This is a genomic window from Actinoallomurus rhizosphaericola, from assembly GCF_024055675.1.
Taxonomy (GTDB): domain Bacteria; phylum Actinomycetota; class Actinomycetes; order Streptosporangiales; family Streptosporangiaceae; genus Actinoallomurus; species Actinoallomurus soli.
Genome location: NZ_JAMXMW010000034.1, coordinates 1 through 18327, shown reverse-complemented (window position 1 = coordinate 18327; position 18327 = coordinate 1). Strand labels below are relative to the sequence as shown.

General features: G+C 68.3%; 16 protein-coding genes. 7 read left to right on the top strand and 9 right to left on the bottom strand.

The genetic code is table 11. The annotated features are described in order from the left end of the window. Positions 1–29: 29 nt before the first annotated feature. Genes NE234_RS42585 through NE234_RS42570 form a run of 4 tightly spaced genes read right to left on the bottom strand, consistent with a single transcriptional unit; the run spans position 30 to position 4175 of the window. On the bottom strand, positions 30–1013 hold the full coding sequence (locus NE234_RS42585; protein WP_252786865.1) for an ABC transporter substrate-binding protein: 984 nt from the start codon (positions 1011–1013) through the stop codon (positions 30–32). Positions 1014–1030: 17 nt separating this feature from the next. After that, a complete protein-coding gene (locus NE234_RS42580; protein WP_252786864.1) occupies positions 1031–2062 on the bottom strand; it encodes an ABC transporter permease in 1032 nt (343 codons plus the stop codon). Next, positions 2059–2823 (bottom strand): ATP-binding cassette domain-containing protein, encoded by a 765-nt coding sequence (locus NE234_RS42575; RefSeq protein WP_252786863.1) that lies wholly within the window; start codon positions 2821–2823, stop codon positions 2059–2061. The genes NE234_RS42580 and NE234_RS42575 overlap by 4 nt, the downstream gene beginning before the upstream one ends. After that, positions 2820–4175 (bottom strand): FGGY-family carbohydrate kinase, encoded by a 1356-nt coding sequence (locus NE234_RS42570; protein WP_256530287.1) that lies wholly within the window; start codon positions 4173–4175, stop codon positions 2820–2822. Before NE234_RS42570 ends, NE234_RS42575 begins: the two co-directional genes overlap by 4 nt. A 97-nt stretch (positions 4176–4272) precedes the next feature. Between NE234_RS42570 and NE234_RS42565 the strand changes: the two genes are divergently transcribed. Next, complete coding sequence (locus tag NE234_RS42565) at positions 4273–5109, top strand: class II fructose-bisphosphate aldolase (RefSeq protein ID WP_252786861.1); 837 nt, start codon at positions 4273–4275, stop codon at positions 5107–5109. A gap of 468 nt (positions 5110–5577) precedes the next feature. On the opposite strand, the gene NE234_RS42560 is transcribed toward NE234_RS42565, so the two are convergent. Together NE234_RS42560 and NE234_RS42555 are read right to left on the bottom strand one after the other, a co-directional pair. After that, positions 5578–6159, bottom strand: coding sequence for a cysteine hydrolase family protein (locus NE234_RS42560; protein WP_252786860.1), 582 nt, complete (start codon positions 6157–6159; stop codon positions 5578–5580). A 610-nt stretch (positions 6160–6769) separates the two neighbouring features. After that, the gene (locus NE234_RS42555; RefSeq protein WP_252786859.1) at positions 6770–8407 is read right to left on the bottom strand and encodes an extracellular catalytic domain type 1 short-chain-length polyhydroxyalkanoate depolymerase; all 1638 of its coding nucleotides are present in this window, start codon (positions 8405–8407) and stop codon (positions 6770–6772) included. Positions 8408–8476: 69 nt separating this feature from the next. Here NE234_RS42555 and NE234_RS42550 point away from each other — a divergent pair, with 69 nt between their 5' ends. Together NE234_RS42550 and NE234_RS42545 are read left to right on the top strand one after the other, a co-directional pair. Beyond that, positions 8477–8719, top strand: a complete 243-nt coding sequence (locus tag NE234_RS42550) for a hypothetical protein (protein WP_252786858.1) — start codon at positions 8477–8479, stop codon at positions 8717–8719. Between the two features lie 223 nt (positions 8720–8942). Continuing rightward, positions 8943–12617 carry a glycoside hydrolase family 3 C-terminal domain-containing protein gene (locus NE234_RS42545; RefSeq protein ID WP_252786857.1) on the top strand — a complete coding sequence of 1225 codons (3675 nt, stop codon included), beginning with the start codon at positions 8943–8945 and terminating at the stop codon, positions 12615–12617. Positions 12618–12655: 38 nt separating this feature from the next. Here the strand turns inward: NE234_RS42545 and NE234_RS42540 are convergent, their stop codons facing one another. Next, positions 12656–13015 carry a hypothetical protein gene (locus NE234_RS42540; protein ID WP_252786856.1) on the bottom strand — a complete coding sequence of 120 codons (360 nt, stop codon included), beginning with the start codon at positions 13013–13015 and terminating at the stop codon, positions 12656–12658. A gap of 793 nt (positions 13016–13808) precedes the next feature. Between NE234_RS42540 and NE234_RS42535 the strand changes: the two genes are divergently transcribed. The 3 genes from NE234_RS42535 to NE234_RS42525 all read left to right on the top strand — a co-directional run bounded on the left by NE234_RS42535 (position 13809) and on the right by NE234_RS42525 (position 16022). Further along, positions 13809–14477 carry a helix-turn-helix domain-containing protein gene (locus tag NE234_RS42535; protein WP_252786855.1) on the top strand — a complete coding sequence of 223 codons (669 nt, stop codon included), beginning with the start codon at positions 13809–13811 and terminating at the stop codon, positions 14475–14477. A gap of 48 nt (positions 14478–14525) precedes the next feature. Continuing rightward, entirely contained in the window at positions 14526–15281 is a 756-nt protein-coding gene (locus tag NE234_RS42530; RefSeq protein WP_252786854.1) for an SDR family NAD(P)-dependent oxidoreductase, read from the top strand. Between the two features lie 297 nt (positions 15282–15578). Next, complete coding sequence (locus NE234_RS42525) at positions 15579–16022, top strand: transposase (protein ID WP_308207005.1); 444 nt, start codon at positions 15579–15581, stop codon at positions 16020–16022. Between the two features lie 184 nt (positions 16023–16206). Here the strand turns inward: NE234_RS42525 and NE234_RS42520 are convergent, their stop codons facing one another. Then, positions 16207–16395, bottom strand: a complete 189-nt coding sequence (locus NE234_RS42520; RefSeq protein ID WP_252786852.1) for a hypothetical protein — start codon at positions 16393–16395, stop codon at positions 16207–16209. 45 nt (positions 16396–16440) lie between these two features. Beyond that, positions 16441–17316 carry an SDR family oxidoreductase gene (locus tag NE234_RS42515; RefSeq protein ID WP_252786851.1) on the bottom strand — a complete coding sequence of 292 codons (876 nt, stop codon included), beginning with the start codon at positions 17314–17316 and terminating at the stop codon, positions 16441–16443. Positions 17317–17442: 126 nt separating this feature from the next. Between NE234_RS42515 and NE234_RS42510 the strand changes: the two genes are divergently transcribed. Then, complete coding sequence (locus NE234_RS42510) at positions 17443–18192, top strand: TetR/AcrR family transcriptional regulator (protein WP_252786850.1); 750 nt, start codon at positions 17443–17445, stop codon at positions 18190–18192. Positions 18193–18327 lie beyond the last annotated feature (135 nt).

Sequence of the window (18327 nt, the reverse complement as noted above, 5' to 3'; positions counted from 1 at the left end):
TTCTCTTCCAGGCGGGCCGAGGCCCGCGGCTAGCAGGTGGTCTTGTAGACGGCCTGCCGTCCTGTGTCGGTCGACAAGTCATCCTTGGTGATCGTCGTGGTCGTTGTCCCGATTTCAGCCGTCGGCTTCTTGCCGGTGAGGGACGCGACGAGCTGGTCGACCGCCTGGGTGCCGATCTGGTATGGCTGCTGGGCCACGAGCGCCTGCACGTCACCGCGCTGCAGCTGCTGCACCTGAACGGGGCCGGCGTCGAAACCGACGACCTTGACCTTGTTCTGCTTGCCCGCGTTGCGCAGGCCGGTGGCCGCGCCCTCGGCGGCGAACTGGTTGGTGGCGAACACGCCGGTCAGGTCGGGGTGGGCGGCCAGGGTGGCGGAGATGATCGAGGCGGCCTTGGCGGGGCTGTTGTCGTTGATCTGCGCGCCGAGGTACTGGATGCCGGAGTACTTCTTGATCTCCTGCTCGAACCCGTGCTGCCGGTCGTCGGAGGTCGAGGCGCCCGCCTTGAAAGCGATGACCAGCACCTTGCCCTTCTGCCCGATCAGCTTGGCCAGGGCGTCCGCGGCCGCCGCGCCGCCCGCCTTGTTGTCGGTCGACACGCCGGTGACGGCGAGGCCGCTCTGCGCGAGGGTGGTGTCCACCAGGCCGATCGTGATCCCGGCCTGCTTGGCCCGCAGCAGCGGCGGCACCATCGCCTTGGCGTCGGTCGGAGCGATCAGCATCCCGGCCGGCTTCTTGGCGATGACGCCGTTGACGATCGGGGTCTGCAGCGACGCGTCGAACTGCTGCGGCGCCTGCATGTCGACCTTCATGCCGTTCTTGGCGGCCTCCGCCTGGATGCCGCACTGCATCGTGATGTAGAAGCTGTCTCCGGAGACGCCCGGCACGAAGGAGATGGTCTTCCCCTTCACGCTTCCGCCGGTCGTACCGGATCCGGAGCCTCCGCCGCTGCTGCAGGCGGCCAGGCCGACTGCCAGCGCCGCGGCCGCTCCGAGCACACCGATGGTCCGCATTGATTCCTCCTGGGGTACTAGGGCCGTTCTCGGGCGGCCCGGCGCATCTGGTCGAGGTAGACGGCGGCGATCAGAACGACTCCGACCGCGACCTGCTGCCAGAACGCCTGGACGCCGAGCACGACGAAGCCGTTCTGCAGCACGGTGGGGATGAAGACGCCGATGACGGTGCCGATCATGAGTCCGCGGCCGCCGAAGAGGCTGGTACCGCCGATCACGACCGCCGCGATGGTGGACAGGTTGTCGGTGGCGTGGCCACCGAGGGTCGTCGTGGCGAACCGTGCCAGCGACAGGTAACCGGCCAGGCCGGCGAGCAGCCCGGCGACGGCGTACACCTTGATGAGGTGACGGGAGGCGTCGACGCCGGTGCGCCGCAGCGCCTCCTTGTTGGAGCCGGCCGCGTACGTGTAGCGCCCGAACCGGGTCTGCGACAGGATGACGCCGCCGATGACGGCCACAACGAGCGCGATCACGACGAGCCAGGGCACCCCGGCGACGGTGCCGGAGCCGACGCTCATGACCAGGTTGAACGGCACGTCGCGCACGTCGACGCCGTTCGTGATGAGCAGCGCGACGCCCTGGGAGGCGCCCATGGTGCCGAGGGTGACGATCAGCGCGGGGATCCGCGCCTTCGCCACGAGGAAGCCGTTGATCAGACCCCACACCAGCCCAGCCGCCAGCGCGGCGAGCAGGCCGACCAGCAGGACGCCGACGGACTGCCCGCCGAGCCCGTGCATGACCTTGGCGGAGATGACGCCGGCGAACACCAGCACGCCGCTCACCGACAGGTCGATGCCGGCGGTGAGGATGACGTACGTCGCGCCGACCGCCAGGACGAGCAGGACGGCGGCGTCGGAGGCGATGTTGACGATGTTCCCCGAGGTCGGGAACGCGTGCGGGCGCAGGACCGAGAAGACCACGCACAGCAGCACCAGCGCGCCGAAGATCCGGGTGGTCTCGCCGCGGCGCAGGCGCTCCGCGACGGTCCGCCACGAACGGTCGGCGGCCGGTGGCCGCTGCTCCGCGACCTTGGTCTGGGCGGTCGTCATGCGGCACGCTCCTCTGCGGTTCCGCTGGTCATCGCGGCGACGAGGTCTTCGACGGTGGCGTCGGCGGCTTTGAACCGGGCCACCCGGGCGCCGAGGCGCAGCACCTCGACCCGGTCCGCGACCTCGAGCACCTGGGGCATGTTGTGGCTGATCAGCACGACCGCGATCCCCGCGTCGCGGACCCGGCGGATCAGTTCGAGCACCTGCTGGGTCTGCACGACCCCGAGCGCGGCGGTCGGCTCGTCCATGAAGATCACTCGGCGGGCCCACATCGCGGCCCGCGCCACGGCGACGCTCTGCCGCTGGCCGCCGGACAGGGCGGCGACGGGCGCGGCGGCGTCCTTCAGATGTACGCCGAGACGCTCCATCTCGCCCGTGGTGTCGCGGGCCATCGCGCGCTTGTCGAGGAAGCCGAGGCGGCCGAGCAATCCGCGCCGGAACACCTCGCGGCCCAGGAAGAGGTTGGCCGCCGGATCCAGGTCCGAGGCGAGGGCCAGGTCCTGGTACACGGTCTCGATGCCCAGGTCGCGGGCGGCATGCGGACTGTCGAGCCGCACCGGCCGGCCCTCGACGAAGATCTGCCCGGCGTTCGGCTGGTCCGCTCCCGACAGGATCTTCACCAGCGTGCTCTTACCGGCTCCGTTGTCGCCGATGAGGGCGACGATCTCGCCGCGGTACACCGTGAAGTCGGCTCCGCGCAGGGCCTGGACCTGCCCGAAGCTCCTCTCGATGCCGCGGGCCTCCAGCAGTGGTTCGGTCATTCGTTCCTCCCTGGGATGGCGGGGCACAGTCCCGCCGCCTGCCCGGCGAGCAGGGCCGCGCCGCGGGCGCCCGCCTGCACGGCCGTGCTCCGGCGTGCGTTGCCGAAAGCGCGGCGGTGCAGCTCGACCATCGCCTCGCTGTTCGACCAGCCCCCGGTCATCACCACTTCGCGGTGCGCACCGGCGGCGCCGGTGACGATCTTCTGTAGAGCCGCCGCCCCCGAGGTGGCCTCGTCGAGCGCCGCCCGCCAGACGGCGGCCGGGGTGGCGTTCCGCCCCGCGCCGCCGACCGTCGCGGTGCCGTCCCCGGCGAGCCGTACGCGCAGCGGGCCGGGGTCGGTCCGCAGCGCCGCCCGGTCGAGTTCGGGCAGGTCGTCGCGGTCCCGGCCGAGCAGCCGCAGCACGTGCTGGAGCAGCAGCCCGCCGCGGGTCGCGCCGAGCACCGACAGCCGGTCCGGCAGGACGTGCCGGCCCACGGTCACCCCGTGACGCGTCAACTCGACCACCGCCGCCTCGGCGAGCGGTGCGGGCACCGTACGGACCAGGGCCTCGGCGGTCCCGCACGAGTCGAGGACGTCACCGTCGCCGGTGGCCTCCGCGCCCACCGCCGCCGCCAGGTGGTCGTGGCCGGCGAGGGTGAGCACGGCCCCCGCGAGGCGGTCACCGGCGCGGTCGGCGGCGATCCGCCCCAGCGGGGTCCCGCCCGCCACGGTCGGCGGGAGCAGCGCCGGGTCCATCCCGGACCACTCCAGCGTCGGTTCCCACCAGCGCCCGTCGCGCAGGTGGAACCAGCCCGTACGGGAGGCGAGGGAGAACTCCGACGCGGGTTCGCCGCCCAGGGCGTACACCACCCACTCGGCGACGTGCAGCCGGCGGACGGCCCGATCGAGGCCGCCGTGGTCGCGCAGCCAGCGGTGCTTGGTCAGCGACCACTGGGTGCCGAGCGGCAGCCCGGTGGCGGCGGCGAAGGTCTTCGTGCCGAGGTCCGCGTCCAGCCGGGCGGCCTGCTCGCTGTCCCGGCTGTCGTGCCAGGCGATGAGCGGGGCCACCGGCCGGTCATCCCCGTCGAGGTACACCCCCGCCTCGGCCATGCTCGCCACGCCCAGCGCGGCGACCCGGCCCTCGGGGGCCGAGGCCAACGCGTCGTTCAACGCGGCCTGTACGGCGGCGAGCACGCGCGCGGGGTCGATCTCGGTGCCGTTCGGCGTGCTGCTCCAGGTCAGAGCGGCACTCCCGTGGGCGACCTCCCGTCCGTCGGCCGTACAGACGGCCGCCTTGACGGAGCTGGTCCCCACGTCGACACCTATGAGCAGGTCAGGCACGAGAGAACACCACCGGGGCTTGAGTTTCATCCTGGTTAATTGGGGGTTACATGGTTATAGTTGGGATTCGTTGGGATCGTCAAGAGTGGACATCAAGGGACATTTCGCCCAGGGAGGGTGCTCGCCCGTGTCACTGAGCCGTACCGGCGACCTGGTCGCCGCCGCATGCCAGGCCGGCGAAGGCGTCGGCGCCTTCAACGTCATCACCGTCGAGCACGCCGAGGGCATCGTGGCCGGCGCCGAGCTGGCCGGCGCCCCGGCCATCCTGCAGATCAGCCAGAACGCGGTCCGCCACCACCAGGGCCGCGTCGAACCGCTCGCCGCCGCCTGCGCGCTGATCGCCGAGACGGCGCGCGTGCCGATCGCCCTGCACCTCGACCACGTCGACGATCTCGACCTGCTGCACCGGGCCGCCGACGCGGGCTTCAGCTCGGTGATGTACGACGCCTCGCACCTGGAGTACGCGGACAACCTCACCGCGACCCGGTCGGCGGCGGACTGGGCGCACGAGCACGGCCTCTGGATCGAGGCGGAGCTCGGCGAGGTCGGCGGCAAGGACGGCGTGCACTCGCCGACCGCGCGCACCGATCCGGGCGAGGCGGTCGCCTACGTGGCCGCCACGGGAGTGGACGCCCTCGCGGTCGCGGTGGGCAGCTCGCACGCCATGACCACCAAGAGCGCGAGCCTCGACATCGGGCTCGTGGCGAAGCTGCGCGCCGCCGTGCCGGTGCCACTGGTCCTGCACGGCTCCAGCGGCGTCCTGGAGGAGGACCTGCGCCGGGCAGTCGCCCGCGGCCTCACCAAGATCAACGTCGGCACCCAGCTCAACGTCGCCTTCACCGCCGCCGTTCGCCGAATACTGACCGACGAGACGCTGACCGACCCGCGCAAGTACCTCCGCCCGGCCCGCGACGCGGTGACCGAGACGATCGCGCAGATCATCCGCACCCTCGCCACCCGCTGACCGTCTGCTGTCCGGGGGAACGCGGACGGGGAGTGGTCGTGTTCCGATCGCGTGCCGGGTGAATCCCCGGTGCCGAGTCACCGCCTCCCAGCGGACGGATCATGGAGTTCACCCGCTCGTTGAGCACCGGCCAACTGCTCGGCCCAGATCATGCCCGATGACACGCCCACGCACCTCGCGGCGGACATCGCGCGACATTGCCGCGGGCCTCTTCGGTGAGCGGGTAGGTGGCGACCTCCTCAGCGAAGACCGCCCAGCCGTCAGGGCTTCGGGAGCCAGGTTCGCCCCGCTGGGCCCATTCGGCTCGCGCCGGCCTCGACCGCGCCCGCGACCAGGGCGCGCCCGGGACCGGCGCGGTGTTCACCCGAACACCCACCCGGCATGAAAGCCAGCCAACAGGGCTCTACAGAACCCGGGGCACATCAGGTGTCCTGTTGCGCGGAGCCGGGGCCCTCTGCCTCGTGGTCATCATCGCCTGCGGGCTGCTCGACCGGTGGGCCCGGCGGACGGTGTGAAGCCGGCGCAGGACAGGACTTCAAATCCCCGGCTGGGGAAGACGGCGTCCATGAAGAAGTCGTGCATCGCCGGATCGCCGTCGGCGCAACCGTCACGTAGCACGGTCACCTGGTAGCCACGGTCTGCCGCGTCGTAACACGTCGCAGCCACCATCGCGCTGGTCGCGACTCCGGCGATCGCGAGAGTGTCGACACCGGCCGCGCGGAGCACAAGGTCGAGGTCTGTGCCGGCGAACGCGCTGGCACGGCGCTTCAGCACGACGACGTCCTCGTCGGCGACCGGCAGATCGATCGCGGTTCCGGCCGACCCCTCGTGGAAGGCGTCGCCGGCTTCGTAGAACGTCCTGAACATTTCGTTGCCCGGCGGCAGGTCGGTCCCGTTGCCCCGGAAGGCGAAGTGCACGAACACAACGAGAGCCCCGGCCGCGCGGACGCGCGGGAGGAGTTCGGTGAGCCGCGGCACGACTTGCTTGGCGAACGGGTAATTGCTCGTGATTCCCTGCTGGATATCGCCGACGATCAGTGCGGTGGTCACGACTGACTCCCGTCCGACCTTCTCATCCGGCGTCCTGTGGTCAGCAGGACACCTGCTCCGGCGATCATGATAATCATCCGACCCGGACGTTCCTCACACGTGGGGCGGCATGGGCTTCGGATGAGGCGCCGAACGAGAAGCCGCCCATGCTGGACGGTTCCTCGGCCGCCGCTTCGTAGACCGGTCAGACCCGCCAGAAACCAGGTCCGCGCCGACAGCCATGCGCTCAGCCAGTCCCGCTTCACATCGACGTCAACGCCGACGGCGGCACCGCGCAGCAGACCGCTTAGGCACTTCATAGCCATGCGATCTGTCCCCTATGCCGATCGCATGGCCACGGCCTCTCGCCGCCCAGCCTCGGCGCTCACTGCGAGAACCGCCAGATCCCCCGAACCATCGACCAGCCCGGGTGAGCGATAGTGCTCCCGGAATGCTCCCCCACCGTGCTCCCTCCGGGAGCGGGAGCATCGGGAGCACGCATGGTCGCTGAACTGCCCTCAACCGACGTCAAGGAGAGTCATCGATACCCACTGACCTGCTGTTCCCCGGCCTGCCGGCCTTGATCAGGTCCAGCACTTTGCGGCGGAACTCCGTCTGCGTCAGGCTCCGGCTATCCGAGGGTCCACTGCTGGTTGCCACCGCCGTTGCACGACCAAAGTTCGACCAGGGCGCCGTTGGCGGTTCCCGCGCCGGTCACATCCAGGCACAGGCCCGACTGGACGCCGGTGATCGTACCGTTGGAGTTAAGGTTCCACTGCTGGTTCGCCTGGCCGTTACAGGACCAGATGACCGCTTTGGTGCCGTTGGTGGTGCCCTGGCCGTTGGCGTCAAGACACAGGGTGCTGCCGCCGACCGTGACCGTCAGCTCCTTCGAGGAGTCGTGCGTCCAGGTCTGGTTCGCCTGACCGTTGCAGCTGTAGATCTGCTGCTGCGTGCCCAGCGTGGCGGTCGAGTTCGGATCATCCAGGCACTTACCCGCGCCCACTGCGCGCAGCGCACCCGTGCTGCCGGCGCCGCTGACGGTCCAGGTGAACGTCGTGGAACCGGTGGCACCGGTGGGGTCGGTGGCCCTGACCGTCGTGGAGAAGCTTCCGCCGCTGGTGGGAGTGCCGGTGATCAGGCCGCTGGAGCTGATCACCAGGCCGGGGGGAAGGCCGGTGGCGCTGTAGGTGAGTGTCTGCCCGCTCGCCGAGTCGGTGGCGTGGATCTGCAGTGTGTTGATCGGGGTGCCAGAAGCGGCCGTCTGGTTGCCGGGATTGGTGACGGTGACGGTGTTGCCGCCGGTGGATCCGCTGCCGTCCAGCCCCATGAAGTGAATCGCGTAGGCGGCCATCTGCGTGCCCTGGATCGGCAGCTGATGCCCGGCGCCGGCGATGCTGTACGCCTCGACCTGCGTGGTGCCGGAGCTGTCGTTGTAGCGGGTCCGGTTCCAGTTGGTGACCGGGGTGTCACTCGACGACGGGGTTTGACTCACCCCCAGCACGTTCGTCCACTGCTTGATCTCTTCACCGAGATTGTTGTAGTTCAGGGTGGTGTCGGCGGTGCCGTGCCACAACTGCACCCTGGGCCGCGGACCGGTGTAGCCGGGGTAGGCGTCGTTGCGCACCAGATCGCCCCATTGCTGCGGGCTCATGCTGACCTGGCCGCCGGCACAGGACCCGTTCCATCCGCGGACCGTTCCGGTGTAGAAGCAGTGGTAGGGCACGCCCATGAACGCCGCGCCCGCCTTGAACACGTCGGGGTAGTCGGCGAGCATGACGTTGGTCATCATCCCGCCCGACGACTCGCCGGTGACGTACACGGCGTTGGGGTTCCCACCGTAGTGCTGCTCGGTGTACGTGATCATCGACATCAGCCCGACCGGGTCGCTGCCGCCGTTACGCGTCAGTGCCTGATTGGACGAGACGTCCCAACAACTGCCGCTGGGATTGGTCGAGGGATAGATGACGATGAACCCGTACTGGTCGGCCAGTTTCCCGAAATCGGTGCTGGAGTACAGGTAGGGCCCAGTGCCCTGGCATCCGTGCAAAGCCAGCAGAATCGGCGGATTGGGCTTAACGTTGTTCGGCACATAGAGGTACATCAGTAGGTTGCTCGGGTTGGTGCCGAAGTTCGTGATCTGCGTCAACGAGGCGGCGGCGGCCTCGGGCGCGGCGGGCAGGCTCACACCGACCACAGCCCCGACCGCCAGGACGATTCCGAGCAGGCGAGATCTCAGGAACCGGAACCGGAACAGAGACCGCAGCATGGGACCTCCTCGCCCGTGGGCCTTCGTCAGCGCAGAACAACGAGTCGCGTCGTTACCGGAGAAGCCCAGATGTTCGTCCCGTCGGCCCGGCGCGTCAACGGCCCGCCCTGGCGGACGAGCGGGCATATCCAGCCGACACCGTCTCGGACCAGCGAAGCAACCCGCCGATCCGTCCCCGGCAGGGGCGAAGGCGCGGCCATCCGCCGTGTAAGTTTCATCCGCGCATTGCGCGAGCGGCCGATTGAGGACGAGTTCATCGTTGCGATGGCGGAAGCCGACGACCAGGGCCTGTCCGCTGCCGGCCTCGGGTGACTCACCGGCCGATTAGTTTCGCCCGGCTTGAAGTCCGTCGGCATCTCGGTGCGAAGGCGAATTCGGCTGCTTGCAGCATGGTCGATCAGCTGCTATCGATTTGATGGCGAATGTCACCCCAGTTCGGACTATGAGTTTCACATTCCCCCGGGCCTCGTTGAGCAGACCTCACGACTCTTAGGTCCTGCTGACGCGCCACCGAACACCGACGATGGAGATTTCGATGTCCTTAGCCTCTCCCGGCCGGCGGCGCGCACGGTCCGTCGCCGCTCCTTTGCTCGTCGCGGCGATGACGGCGGCCACACTGGTCCCGTCCGCGTCCGCGTCCGCGGCCCCAGCGGCCCAGCCGACCGCGACCGTGCTCCCGGACTACCGCGATACCCACTACGGCTTCGCCGAGCGGGCTGCCGACCTCGTCTCCCGCATGACTCTCGACGAGAAGGTGCAGCAGCTGCACACGAACAGCGCTCCGGCCATTCCCCGACTCGGCGTACAGCAGTACACGTACTGGAGCGAGGGCCAGCACGGGCTCAACACGCTCGGCGCGAACACCGATCACGGCACCGTCGGCGGCGGGGTGCACGCGACGAGCTTCCCGACCAACCTGGCCAGCACCATGTCCTGGGATCCGAACCTGATCTACCAGGAGACCACGGCGATCTCCGACGAAGCCCGCGGCATGTTGGACAAGTCGCTGTGGGGTGTCGCCCAGAACAACCTCGGCCCGTCCGCGAGCGACTACGGCTCGCTGACCTACTGGGCCCCGACCGTGAACATGGACCGCGACCCCCGATGGGGCCGCACCGACGAGGGATTCGGCGAGGACCCGTACCTGGTCGGCCGGATGGCCGGTGCGTTCGTGAACGGCTACCAGGGCCAGACCCGATCGGGCCGGCCGATGACGCCCTACCTGAAGGTCGCCGCCACGGCCAAGCATTACGCGCTCAACGACGTGGAGAACGACCGGCACGCTGACTCCTCGGACACCACGGACGCCAACATCCGTGACTACTACACCAGGCAGTTCCGGGATCTGATCCAGAACGCCCACGTGTCCGGCCTGATGACCTCGTACAACGCGATCAACGGCACGCCGGCCCCAGCCGACACCTACACGGCGAACGAGTTGGCGCAGCGAACGTACGGGTTCAACGGCTACACCACGTCCGACTGCGGCGCCGTCGGCGACGTCTACGCGCCGGGCAGCCATGCCTGGGCGCCGCCGGGCTGGACCGCGGCCACCACCAACGGCACGACACAGTGGACGAACACCGCGACCGGCCGGCAGGTCTCCGGTGCCGCCGGCGGCCAGGCGTACGCGTTGCGCGCGGGCACCCAGCTCAACTGCACCGGCTCGGAGGACACCTCCGCGAACATCAAGGAGGCCATCCAGGCCGGGGTGCTGTCCGAGGGCGTGATCGACGACGCACTGGTGCACCTGTTCACCATGCGCATGCGGACCGGCGAGTTCGACCCGCCGAGCAAGGTGGCCTACACGAAGATCACTAAGGATCAGATTCAGAGCCCGGCACATCAGGCGCTGGCCGAAAAGGTTGCGGCGAACTCGTTGGTGCTACTGAAGAACGACCCGGTCCCCCACACCGACGCACCGCTGCTACCGGCCGATCCGGCCACGCTCGACAACGTGGTCGTCGTCGGTGACCTGGCCGGCACGGTCGACCTCGGCGACTACTCCGGCGAACCGGCGCTCCAGGTGAGCGCGGTACAGGGCATCACGTCTGCGATCAAGGCGGCCAACCCGAAGGCCACGGTCGCGTTCGACGCGTGCGGCACGTCCACCAGCGCGACCACTCCCGCGAAATGTTCGGCGCAGACCCTGGCCGCGATGCGAACCGCCGACCTGGTGGTGGTGTTCGTCGGCACGGACACGAACCTGGCCACCGAGGGCAAGGACCGCACCACGATCGCCATGCCGGGCGACTACGACTCGCTGATCGACCAGGTGAAAGCGGTCGGCAATCCTCGGACGGCTCTGGCCATCCAGGCGGGCGGCCCGGTCACCATCGACAACGTCAAGAACGACTTCCCGGCCATCGTCTTCAGCGCCTACAACGGGGAGAGCCAGGGCACCGCGCTGGCGGACGTGCTGTTCGGCAAGCAGAATCCCAGCGGGCACCTGGACTTCACCTGGTACGCCGACGACGCACAACTGCCCGGGATGAAGAACTACGGCCTCACCCCGTCCCAGACCGGTGGCATCGGCCGCACCTACCAGTACTTCACCGGCACGCCGACGTATCCGTTCGGCTATGGCCTCTCCTACACCGGCTTCGCCTACTCGCACGTGCGTACCGACACCAGGACCGTCCACGCGGACGGGCAGGTGACCGTACGGCTGGACGTGACCAATACCGGCCGCAAGGCCGGCGCCACCGTCGCCCAGCTCTACGCGGCCACGCCGTTCACCGTGCCCGGCGTGGAACTCCCGCGCGAACGACTGGCCGGATTCCAGAAGACGAACGTCCTGGCACCCGGCCAGACCCAGCATTTGGCCATTCCGGTGCGCATGAGCGATCTGGCCTTCTGGGACGAGGGCCGGCACCGCGACGTGGTGTACGACGGTCCCTATCAGTTCAGGGTGGGCACCGACGCCGACCACATCGTCGCCACCAGCACGGTGAGCGTCACCGGAGCCATCACCCCGAGGACGCGGTACGTGACCGTGCAGCCCGATCATGTGGTGTTCGCGCCGGGCGAGAGCATCGACCTCGCCGGTAAGAACCCGTGGATCGCCGATGACACGGCACAGGCCTCCCAGCACGTCCCGGCCGACCACATCGTCGAGGCGGTGAACAACGACGAGTCATTCGTCGACCTGACGCACACTCAGGTCAGGTACCGCAGCAGCGATCCGCAGGTGGCCCGGGTGAGCCCGACCGGCAAGGTCACCCTGGTCGCCCCCGGCGTGGCAACCATCAGCGTCACGGTGAACGGGGTCACCGGCTCTACCCCGGTCGTGGTCAAGCAGCCGTTCACGCTCAGCGCGCCGGCTCAGGTACAGCCGGGCACGACGTTCACCGCCACCACCACGCTGCCCAACCCGGCGGGCGCCCAGCCGCTGCACAACGTGAGCCTGACGCTGACCGTGCCCAACGGCTGGACCTCCCAGGCCACCTCACCGTCCACCTTCACCACCGTGGCGGCCGGGCAGACGGTCAGCACGACCTGGCGCGTGGGCGTACCGGCCTCGGCTCAACCCGGCAAATTCGCTATATCGGCGCAGGCGACGTTCACCTCCGTCAACGGGCAGGGCACCTCTACGGACGCGACCACGACGCTGCTGCCGCATCCGCCGTACTCATCGTTCCCGGCGGCGTACAACAACGTGGCCATCAGTGATGACGCCGACCCCGGCACGGGCGACATCGACGGCAACGGCGCCAGTTTCTCCGCCCAAGCGCTGGCGAACGCGACGCCCAGCCTCACCCCAGGCGCCACATTCACCCATGATGGATTGACCTTCACCTGGCCGAAGGCGCAACCGGGCACCCCGGACAACGTGGTCGCCGGCGGAGTGGCCGGCGGGCAGACCATCGCGATCTCCGGCTCCGGCCGCACACTCGGCCTGATCGGCACCGGTGACTACGGCAGCTCGGTCGGGACCGCGACCGTGACCTACACCGACGGCACCACCGACTCACACACCATCAGCTTCGCGGACTGGTGGGCCAACGCGGCGATCGGCGGCGACATCGTCACCACGGTCCCGTACATCAACACCGCCGGCGGCCGGGAGGACCAGCAGGTGAGCCTGTATTACGCCGCGATACCCCTCCAGACAGGCAAGACGGTGCGATACCTCACGCTGCCGGATATCAGCGACGGCGCGGTCGCCGGCACAGCGGCGATGCACATCTTCACCGTCGCCATCGGCTGACCGGCCTCGTTCCTCCCGGTTGCCGGCCGTCTCGGACCTCACCACCACGTCATCGGCGGGCGGTGCCACGAGCGCGGCCCGCAACCGGGAGCGTGGGTGCTCGCCGTGTGCTCGGTTGCCGCGAAGCGGCCGGGCACACGGCGTCGATTGGAAGGGAAGCAGCTGATGGGATCCCTTCTCCGCGCGAGAACCAGGGCGTGTTCGGCGGGGTCATGGACAAATTCCTGCCGGAAGGTGGCCTTGCGTCGGGTGGGGTAGCGCCGCCGCAGGAGCGAGGGCTTGACCATCGGCTGTTCCGCAGCCGCAGCGATCTCGCGCAGGGTGTGCAGGATGAACAGCGAGACCAGAACTCGGGCGCACTCCCAGCGGGTCGACGACAGAGCCTCCAGCGTTTCCACGACGGTGGGTTCATGAGCCCGTTGGGGTAGGGACCGTAGCCGGCGGACGTCTCCTGCTGGCAGTAGAAGGCGCCGTAAACCGCCGCTCGGTCCACGCAGACGACGCGGTGGCCGTCGATCGCCTTGATGCGCGGCTCGTTCCAGAAGACGTCGCCCGTCCTGATCGGCTTCGGGTCAGACCGCACTTGTTGAGGTTCTGCCCCTGCCCTCGCATGTCGTCCCATTCGGGAGCGTGGTCGATAGCGTAGTTGCGGTCGGCGGCGGTCTCTCGCCGAGTAGGCCACCTGGCGAGCGTCGACGGCCTGATCACGCCGGTACAGCGGCATGGGCCGGTAAGCCAGACGACTCTCGTCGTTCCAGTCGACCTGGTGGTGTGGGCTGGACCACCTACCGTGATCGGGTACGCATCGACGGCATGAGAGAGGTCCCCCGAACTCGCGTTGACCTGACCCGTCACGGGCGCGCTGTAGCGCGTGCTGCGCTTGAAGTTCCTCGAGACGCGGGTCCACCGAAGCCGCTGCTGTCACGTTGGCTATGGCGGATCCTGGTGCGCATCGCCCTCGCCGGCGATCACGGCTTGGACGGGTCACTGGCCGGGCTGGGGTCCGCATGCTCTTGCGGTGGGACGCAGCCCAGACGGCAAGAAACCCAGCCGAGGCTTCATCGTGCTGTTCCACCCAGACGGGGTAGACAGCGGTCCCTATTTTTGGTTCCTCACAGAGGATGGACGACGGCATGTAGCCGACTACCTTTCTCACGAGATCATTACCGATCAGCCCGAAAGGAGCACACGATGGCACCTGGCCAGGGGTCTGGGCGGGAGGTTCTCGAGAGTGGTTTCCGTGTCCTGCGCGCACTGCCGGATGCGGACGAACACCGTCAGATGTCCAGTCTGGCGGAGTTGACATCGATACCCAGGTCCACGGTCCACCGGCTGCTCCGTCAGCTGCGCCGGAGCAAAGCGGTCGAGTTGCGTGCCGACGGGCGGTGGGCGGTGTCCCCGCAGCTGCTCGGGATCGCCGGCCGGGCGCAACCGCTCGAGGGCGTTCGCACCAGCGTCAACCGTGTCATCCAGACGCTGCGGGATCAGACCGGTGCGACCGTTTCGCTCGTCGTCCCGACCGAGACATCCCTGGTGGCGATGGAGATGATCCCCGGTCGGGAGGAACTGCCCATCGACGCGTACGCCGGTATCGAGATGCCCGACCTGACGGCCGCGGCATTGGTACTCGATCCGAAACACCGGCAGTCGCCCCGCGTTCGGCCGTTCGCCGCCGCCGTCGATGACCAGGACCTGCTCGAGGGCCTCACGTGCTACGCGAGGTTGTTGACCCTGCCCGGCGGGCAGCGGGCATCGCTGCAGATCGCGACATCGTCCCACGTACGGGCGGAGAACTTCGCCGCGCATGTCCAGCGTGCCGGCAAGGCGATCGAGGCGCTCGCGGCTCGGAGCGGCCACTGAGTGGACACGTGCTGGCATCGCCGCGGGTCGCACGGTCAAGATGCCGGGGTGAATGAATCGAAGATTGCTCTGGTCACCGGAGCAAGTCGCGGTTTCGGCCGCAGCATGGCCGCCCATCTGACCGATGCCGGTGTGTCGGTCATCGGTACGTACAACCGCAGCGCCACCGAGGCGCAGGAGTTCGCGGCGCAGGTCACGAAGAACGGCGGCAGGCTGGCCTTCCTGCAGCTCGACCTGTCGCGCAGTGAACTCTTCCCGGCCTTCGCGGAAAGCGTTTCGCGTTTGCTGCACGACTGGGGGGCACAGCAGTTCGATTATCTGATCAACAACGCGGGCATCGGGTTCTTCCCGCCGTACGCTGAGACGAGCGAGGAACAGTTCGACCAACTGGTCGCGGTGAACCTGAAGGCCCCGTACTTCCTCACGCAGCGTCTTCTGCCTCTGCTGGCGGACGGGGGACGGATTCTGAACCTGTCCACCGCGTTGACGAGAGCGGTCGTTCCCGGTGGATCCGCTTATGCCGCGGTCAAGGGAGCGGTGGAGGTGCTGACCCGGTATCAGGCCGTCGAGCTGGCCGATCGCGGGATCCGCGTGAATACCCTCAGGGGCGGCGCGACCGAGAGCGATTTCGGCGGTGGCATCATGCACACCGACGCGGTGAAGGAGCTGTCCGCCAAAGTCATCGCCCTGGGCAGAATAGGGACCCCGGACGATCTCGGTGCCGCCGTGCCCGCCCTGCTGTCCACCGCGTTCGGCTGGGCGAACGGCGCCTGCATCGAACTCAGCGGTGGTCAGAGTCTCTAGGCGATGCATCCCGACGCGGCGCGGCTCGGCGAGATCGTCAATCCCCGGCCCGCCACCGTCGGTCTCGGCCAGATAGGCTCAGGCCGACCGTCAGCCCTGCGGGTGCCGAATAATCGTCCGTGCTGGTCAGGCCGCATGTCGGTACTCGTGGAGGGCACCGCTTAGTCGATCTTGTCGGCGGATGTCGAGGCGGGTGAGCTGGTCCGGATCGGTTGTGGGTTCGGGGAGCAGGCGGAGTGGAGCTGCTTGTCCGAGTGCGCCGCGGGTGCTGGGCGTGGATGACTTCTCGCTGCGGCGCTGTCGGAGCTGAGCCACCATCTTGATCGACGCCGAGACCCGCCGGCCATTTCACCCCGCAAGCTCTCCCGCTTGCTGCTCAGTCGCCCGGACACCCTCAAACCTGACCAGCAGGAACTCCTCCACAAGACCATCAGCGCCTGCACGGAGATGAGGCACCTCGACTCACTGGTCCGCGCCTTCGCTCGGCTCCTCAGCCCCGCCGACGGCAACGGCGACCGGCTGCAGGAGTGGATCAGTGCCGCGGAAGAGGTCAACCTGCCGCACGTCCACTCCTTCATCCGCGGTCTGCGGCTCGATCACGATGCCGTCCGCGCCGCCCTGACCAGCAAGTACCACAACGGCGGCGCCGAGGGCGTCAATACCAAGACGAAGCTGATCAAGAGGCAGATGTATGGCCGGGCAGGCTTCCGTCTCCTGCGCCACCGCATCCTCCTCCAATAACCTCACCCTCCGCTACCACCGAAAGTGCGACAGAGCCGACTTTCAGGCAGTCCCGGAGAGCTGGAAGCCGGGACGGTCGAAGCGGCCGAGTTGAGCCTCGACGGTGTGCTGGAGGTAGAACAGCCAAGATGACCGCGAGGATGCTGATCGGGACGTTGACGTAGAACACCCGCCCCCATGTCGCCTAGGTGACCAGCAGCTCTCCGACGACGGGTCTCAAGGCGGGCGCGAGGGCCGTGGGTATGAGGATGATCGAGGAGGCACGCACACGCTCCTGTGGCGGGAACGTCCGAAACACCAGGGCGGCGCCGACGGGGGCGGCCACGTACACGACGCTGACCGCGAGCTTCTGGTTCAGCTGACGGCTGCTCATACGCCACCCGTCGGGCCGGTGCTCACGCCTCCTCCCATCGACTGCCTAAGCCGGGTTCGGGACCGAGAACAGCTCCGCCAGCCCGTCCCTGAGCGATGCCGGCGCATGGCCGAGCAGCCTCTCCAGGTCGGTACTGGTCTCGTCGAGCTGGTTGTCGCGAACGTCATGGAGGGAGTCGACGAGATGGCGGGCCGTCTGCTCGGGAACCCCGACCTTGACTGCGCGGGCAACGAACTCCTCATCGGTGACCGACTCATAGGTGACGGTCTGACCGGAGATGTCGCTGAGTGCCTGAGCGACATCAGTGAAGGTGTAGGCGTGGGGGGCGGCGAGGACGTAGGTGCGGTCAGAGCCGGTGTGGTCGAGCATCGCGTTGGCCGCTGCTTCGCCCATCTCGCGCCGCAGCGCAAACGCGACCTTTCCCTGTCCGGTGGGGAGCCGGATGCCCTCCTCGAACACCTTCGGGCCGCCGAGGAAGAACGGCAGGGTGTCAAGGTACAGGGCGTTGCGGAAGATCACGAACGGCAGCCCGCTCTGGCGGATCTGCGCCTCAGTCTGAAAGTAGTCGTGCAACATCACGTTCCTGGAGTTCTCCGGGTCGGTGAGCGAGCGACTGGTGAACCCCAGCAGCTCGACGCCAGCGGCCTTCACTGCATCGAGCACGTTCCGATGCTGGGCTTCTCGTCGCTGAAACTGGTTGGACGCGACCAGCAGGACGCGATCGACACCCTCCAGCGCGCCCGCCAATGACTCCCGGTCGTCGTAATCGCCAACCCGAACCGACACGCCCTGCTGCGCCAGCCCGGCGGCCTTGTCACGATCACGCACGAGCACCGCAATCTGCGATGCGTCGGTGCGCGCGAGCAGTTGGCCGACGGCCGCGCTTCCCAAGTTGCCGGTCGCCCCAGTCACGAGAATCATGCCACGCCCTCCAAAGCATTGAATCAGTGATACGTAATCAGCGTTCCACTGATCGTACCACCGGTCCGCATCTGGCGGTATCGTTGGAACGGACAGGAGATCAGCGGCAAGACGAGGGGGCCAGCGATGGGAAACGACCAGTCCACAACCGCCCCACGAGAGCCGAGCGGCACTCGGGCAGCCAAGGAGGACCAGACGCGCGACAGGATCGTTCAGGCCGCCGCGGACCTGCTCACAGAGGGTGGACGGGGAGCGGTCACCACCAGGGCTGTCGCCAGCCGCGTCGGTGTCTCACCGCCGATGATCTTCCGGCTGTTCGGCGAGAAGGACGGGCTGCTGGCAGCCGTTGCCGAATACGGACACGACCGCTTCCACGCCACCAAGAACCCGCTACAGCCCTCCGATGACCCGGTGAATGACCTGCGCTCTGCTTGGTCGCTGGCCGTCGAGTTCGGTCAAAACAACCCCGAACTGTTCTTGCTGATCTACGGCGAACCGCGGTCAGCGACGATGACCGCCGCAGCCCGAACCGGAGAAGAGCGCATGCACGCACGCATCCAACGCGTCGCCGCAGCCGGCCGCCTCCGCGTCGACGAAACGCTCGCCGCCGGCATCCTCCAAGCCACTGCTCGGGGCGCCGTCCTCCAATGGCTGGACCAACCAGAAGACCAACGCGACCCCGTGCTCATCTCGGCGATACGAGAGGCAACGATCTCCGCCATCACCACCGAGACCGCGATCCTGCCCCAGCCCGGAGTCGCCCATGCCGCCCGCGCCCTCAAAGCCAACCTTCCCGGCCAGACCAGCCTGTCCCCGTCCGAGCACCAGCTACTCAACGACTGGCTCGACCGCCTCACCACTGAAACCGCCAAATGAGACGACGTCTTAGAGCTTCTAACAGAATGATCAGCGGACGAGGCGTCGCCAGCAGATGATGGCTGCGGCCAGGGTCATGAACGCCTCGTGGATGTCGTCGCGGATCTCCCAGCGGATGCGCAGGCGGCGGAACCA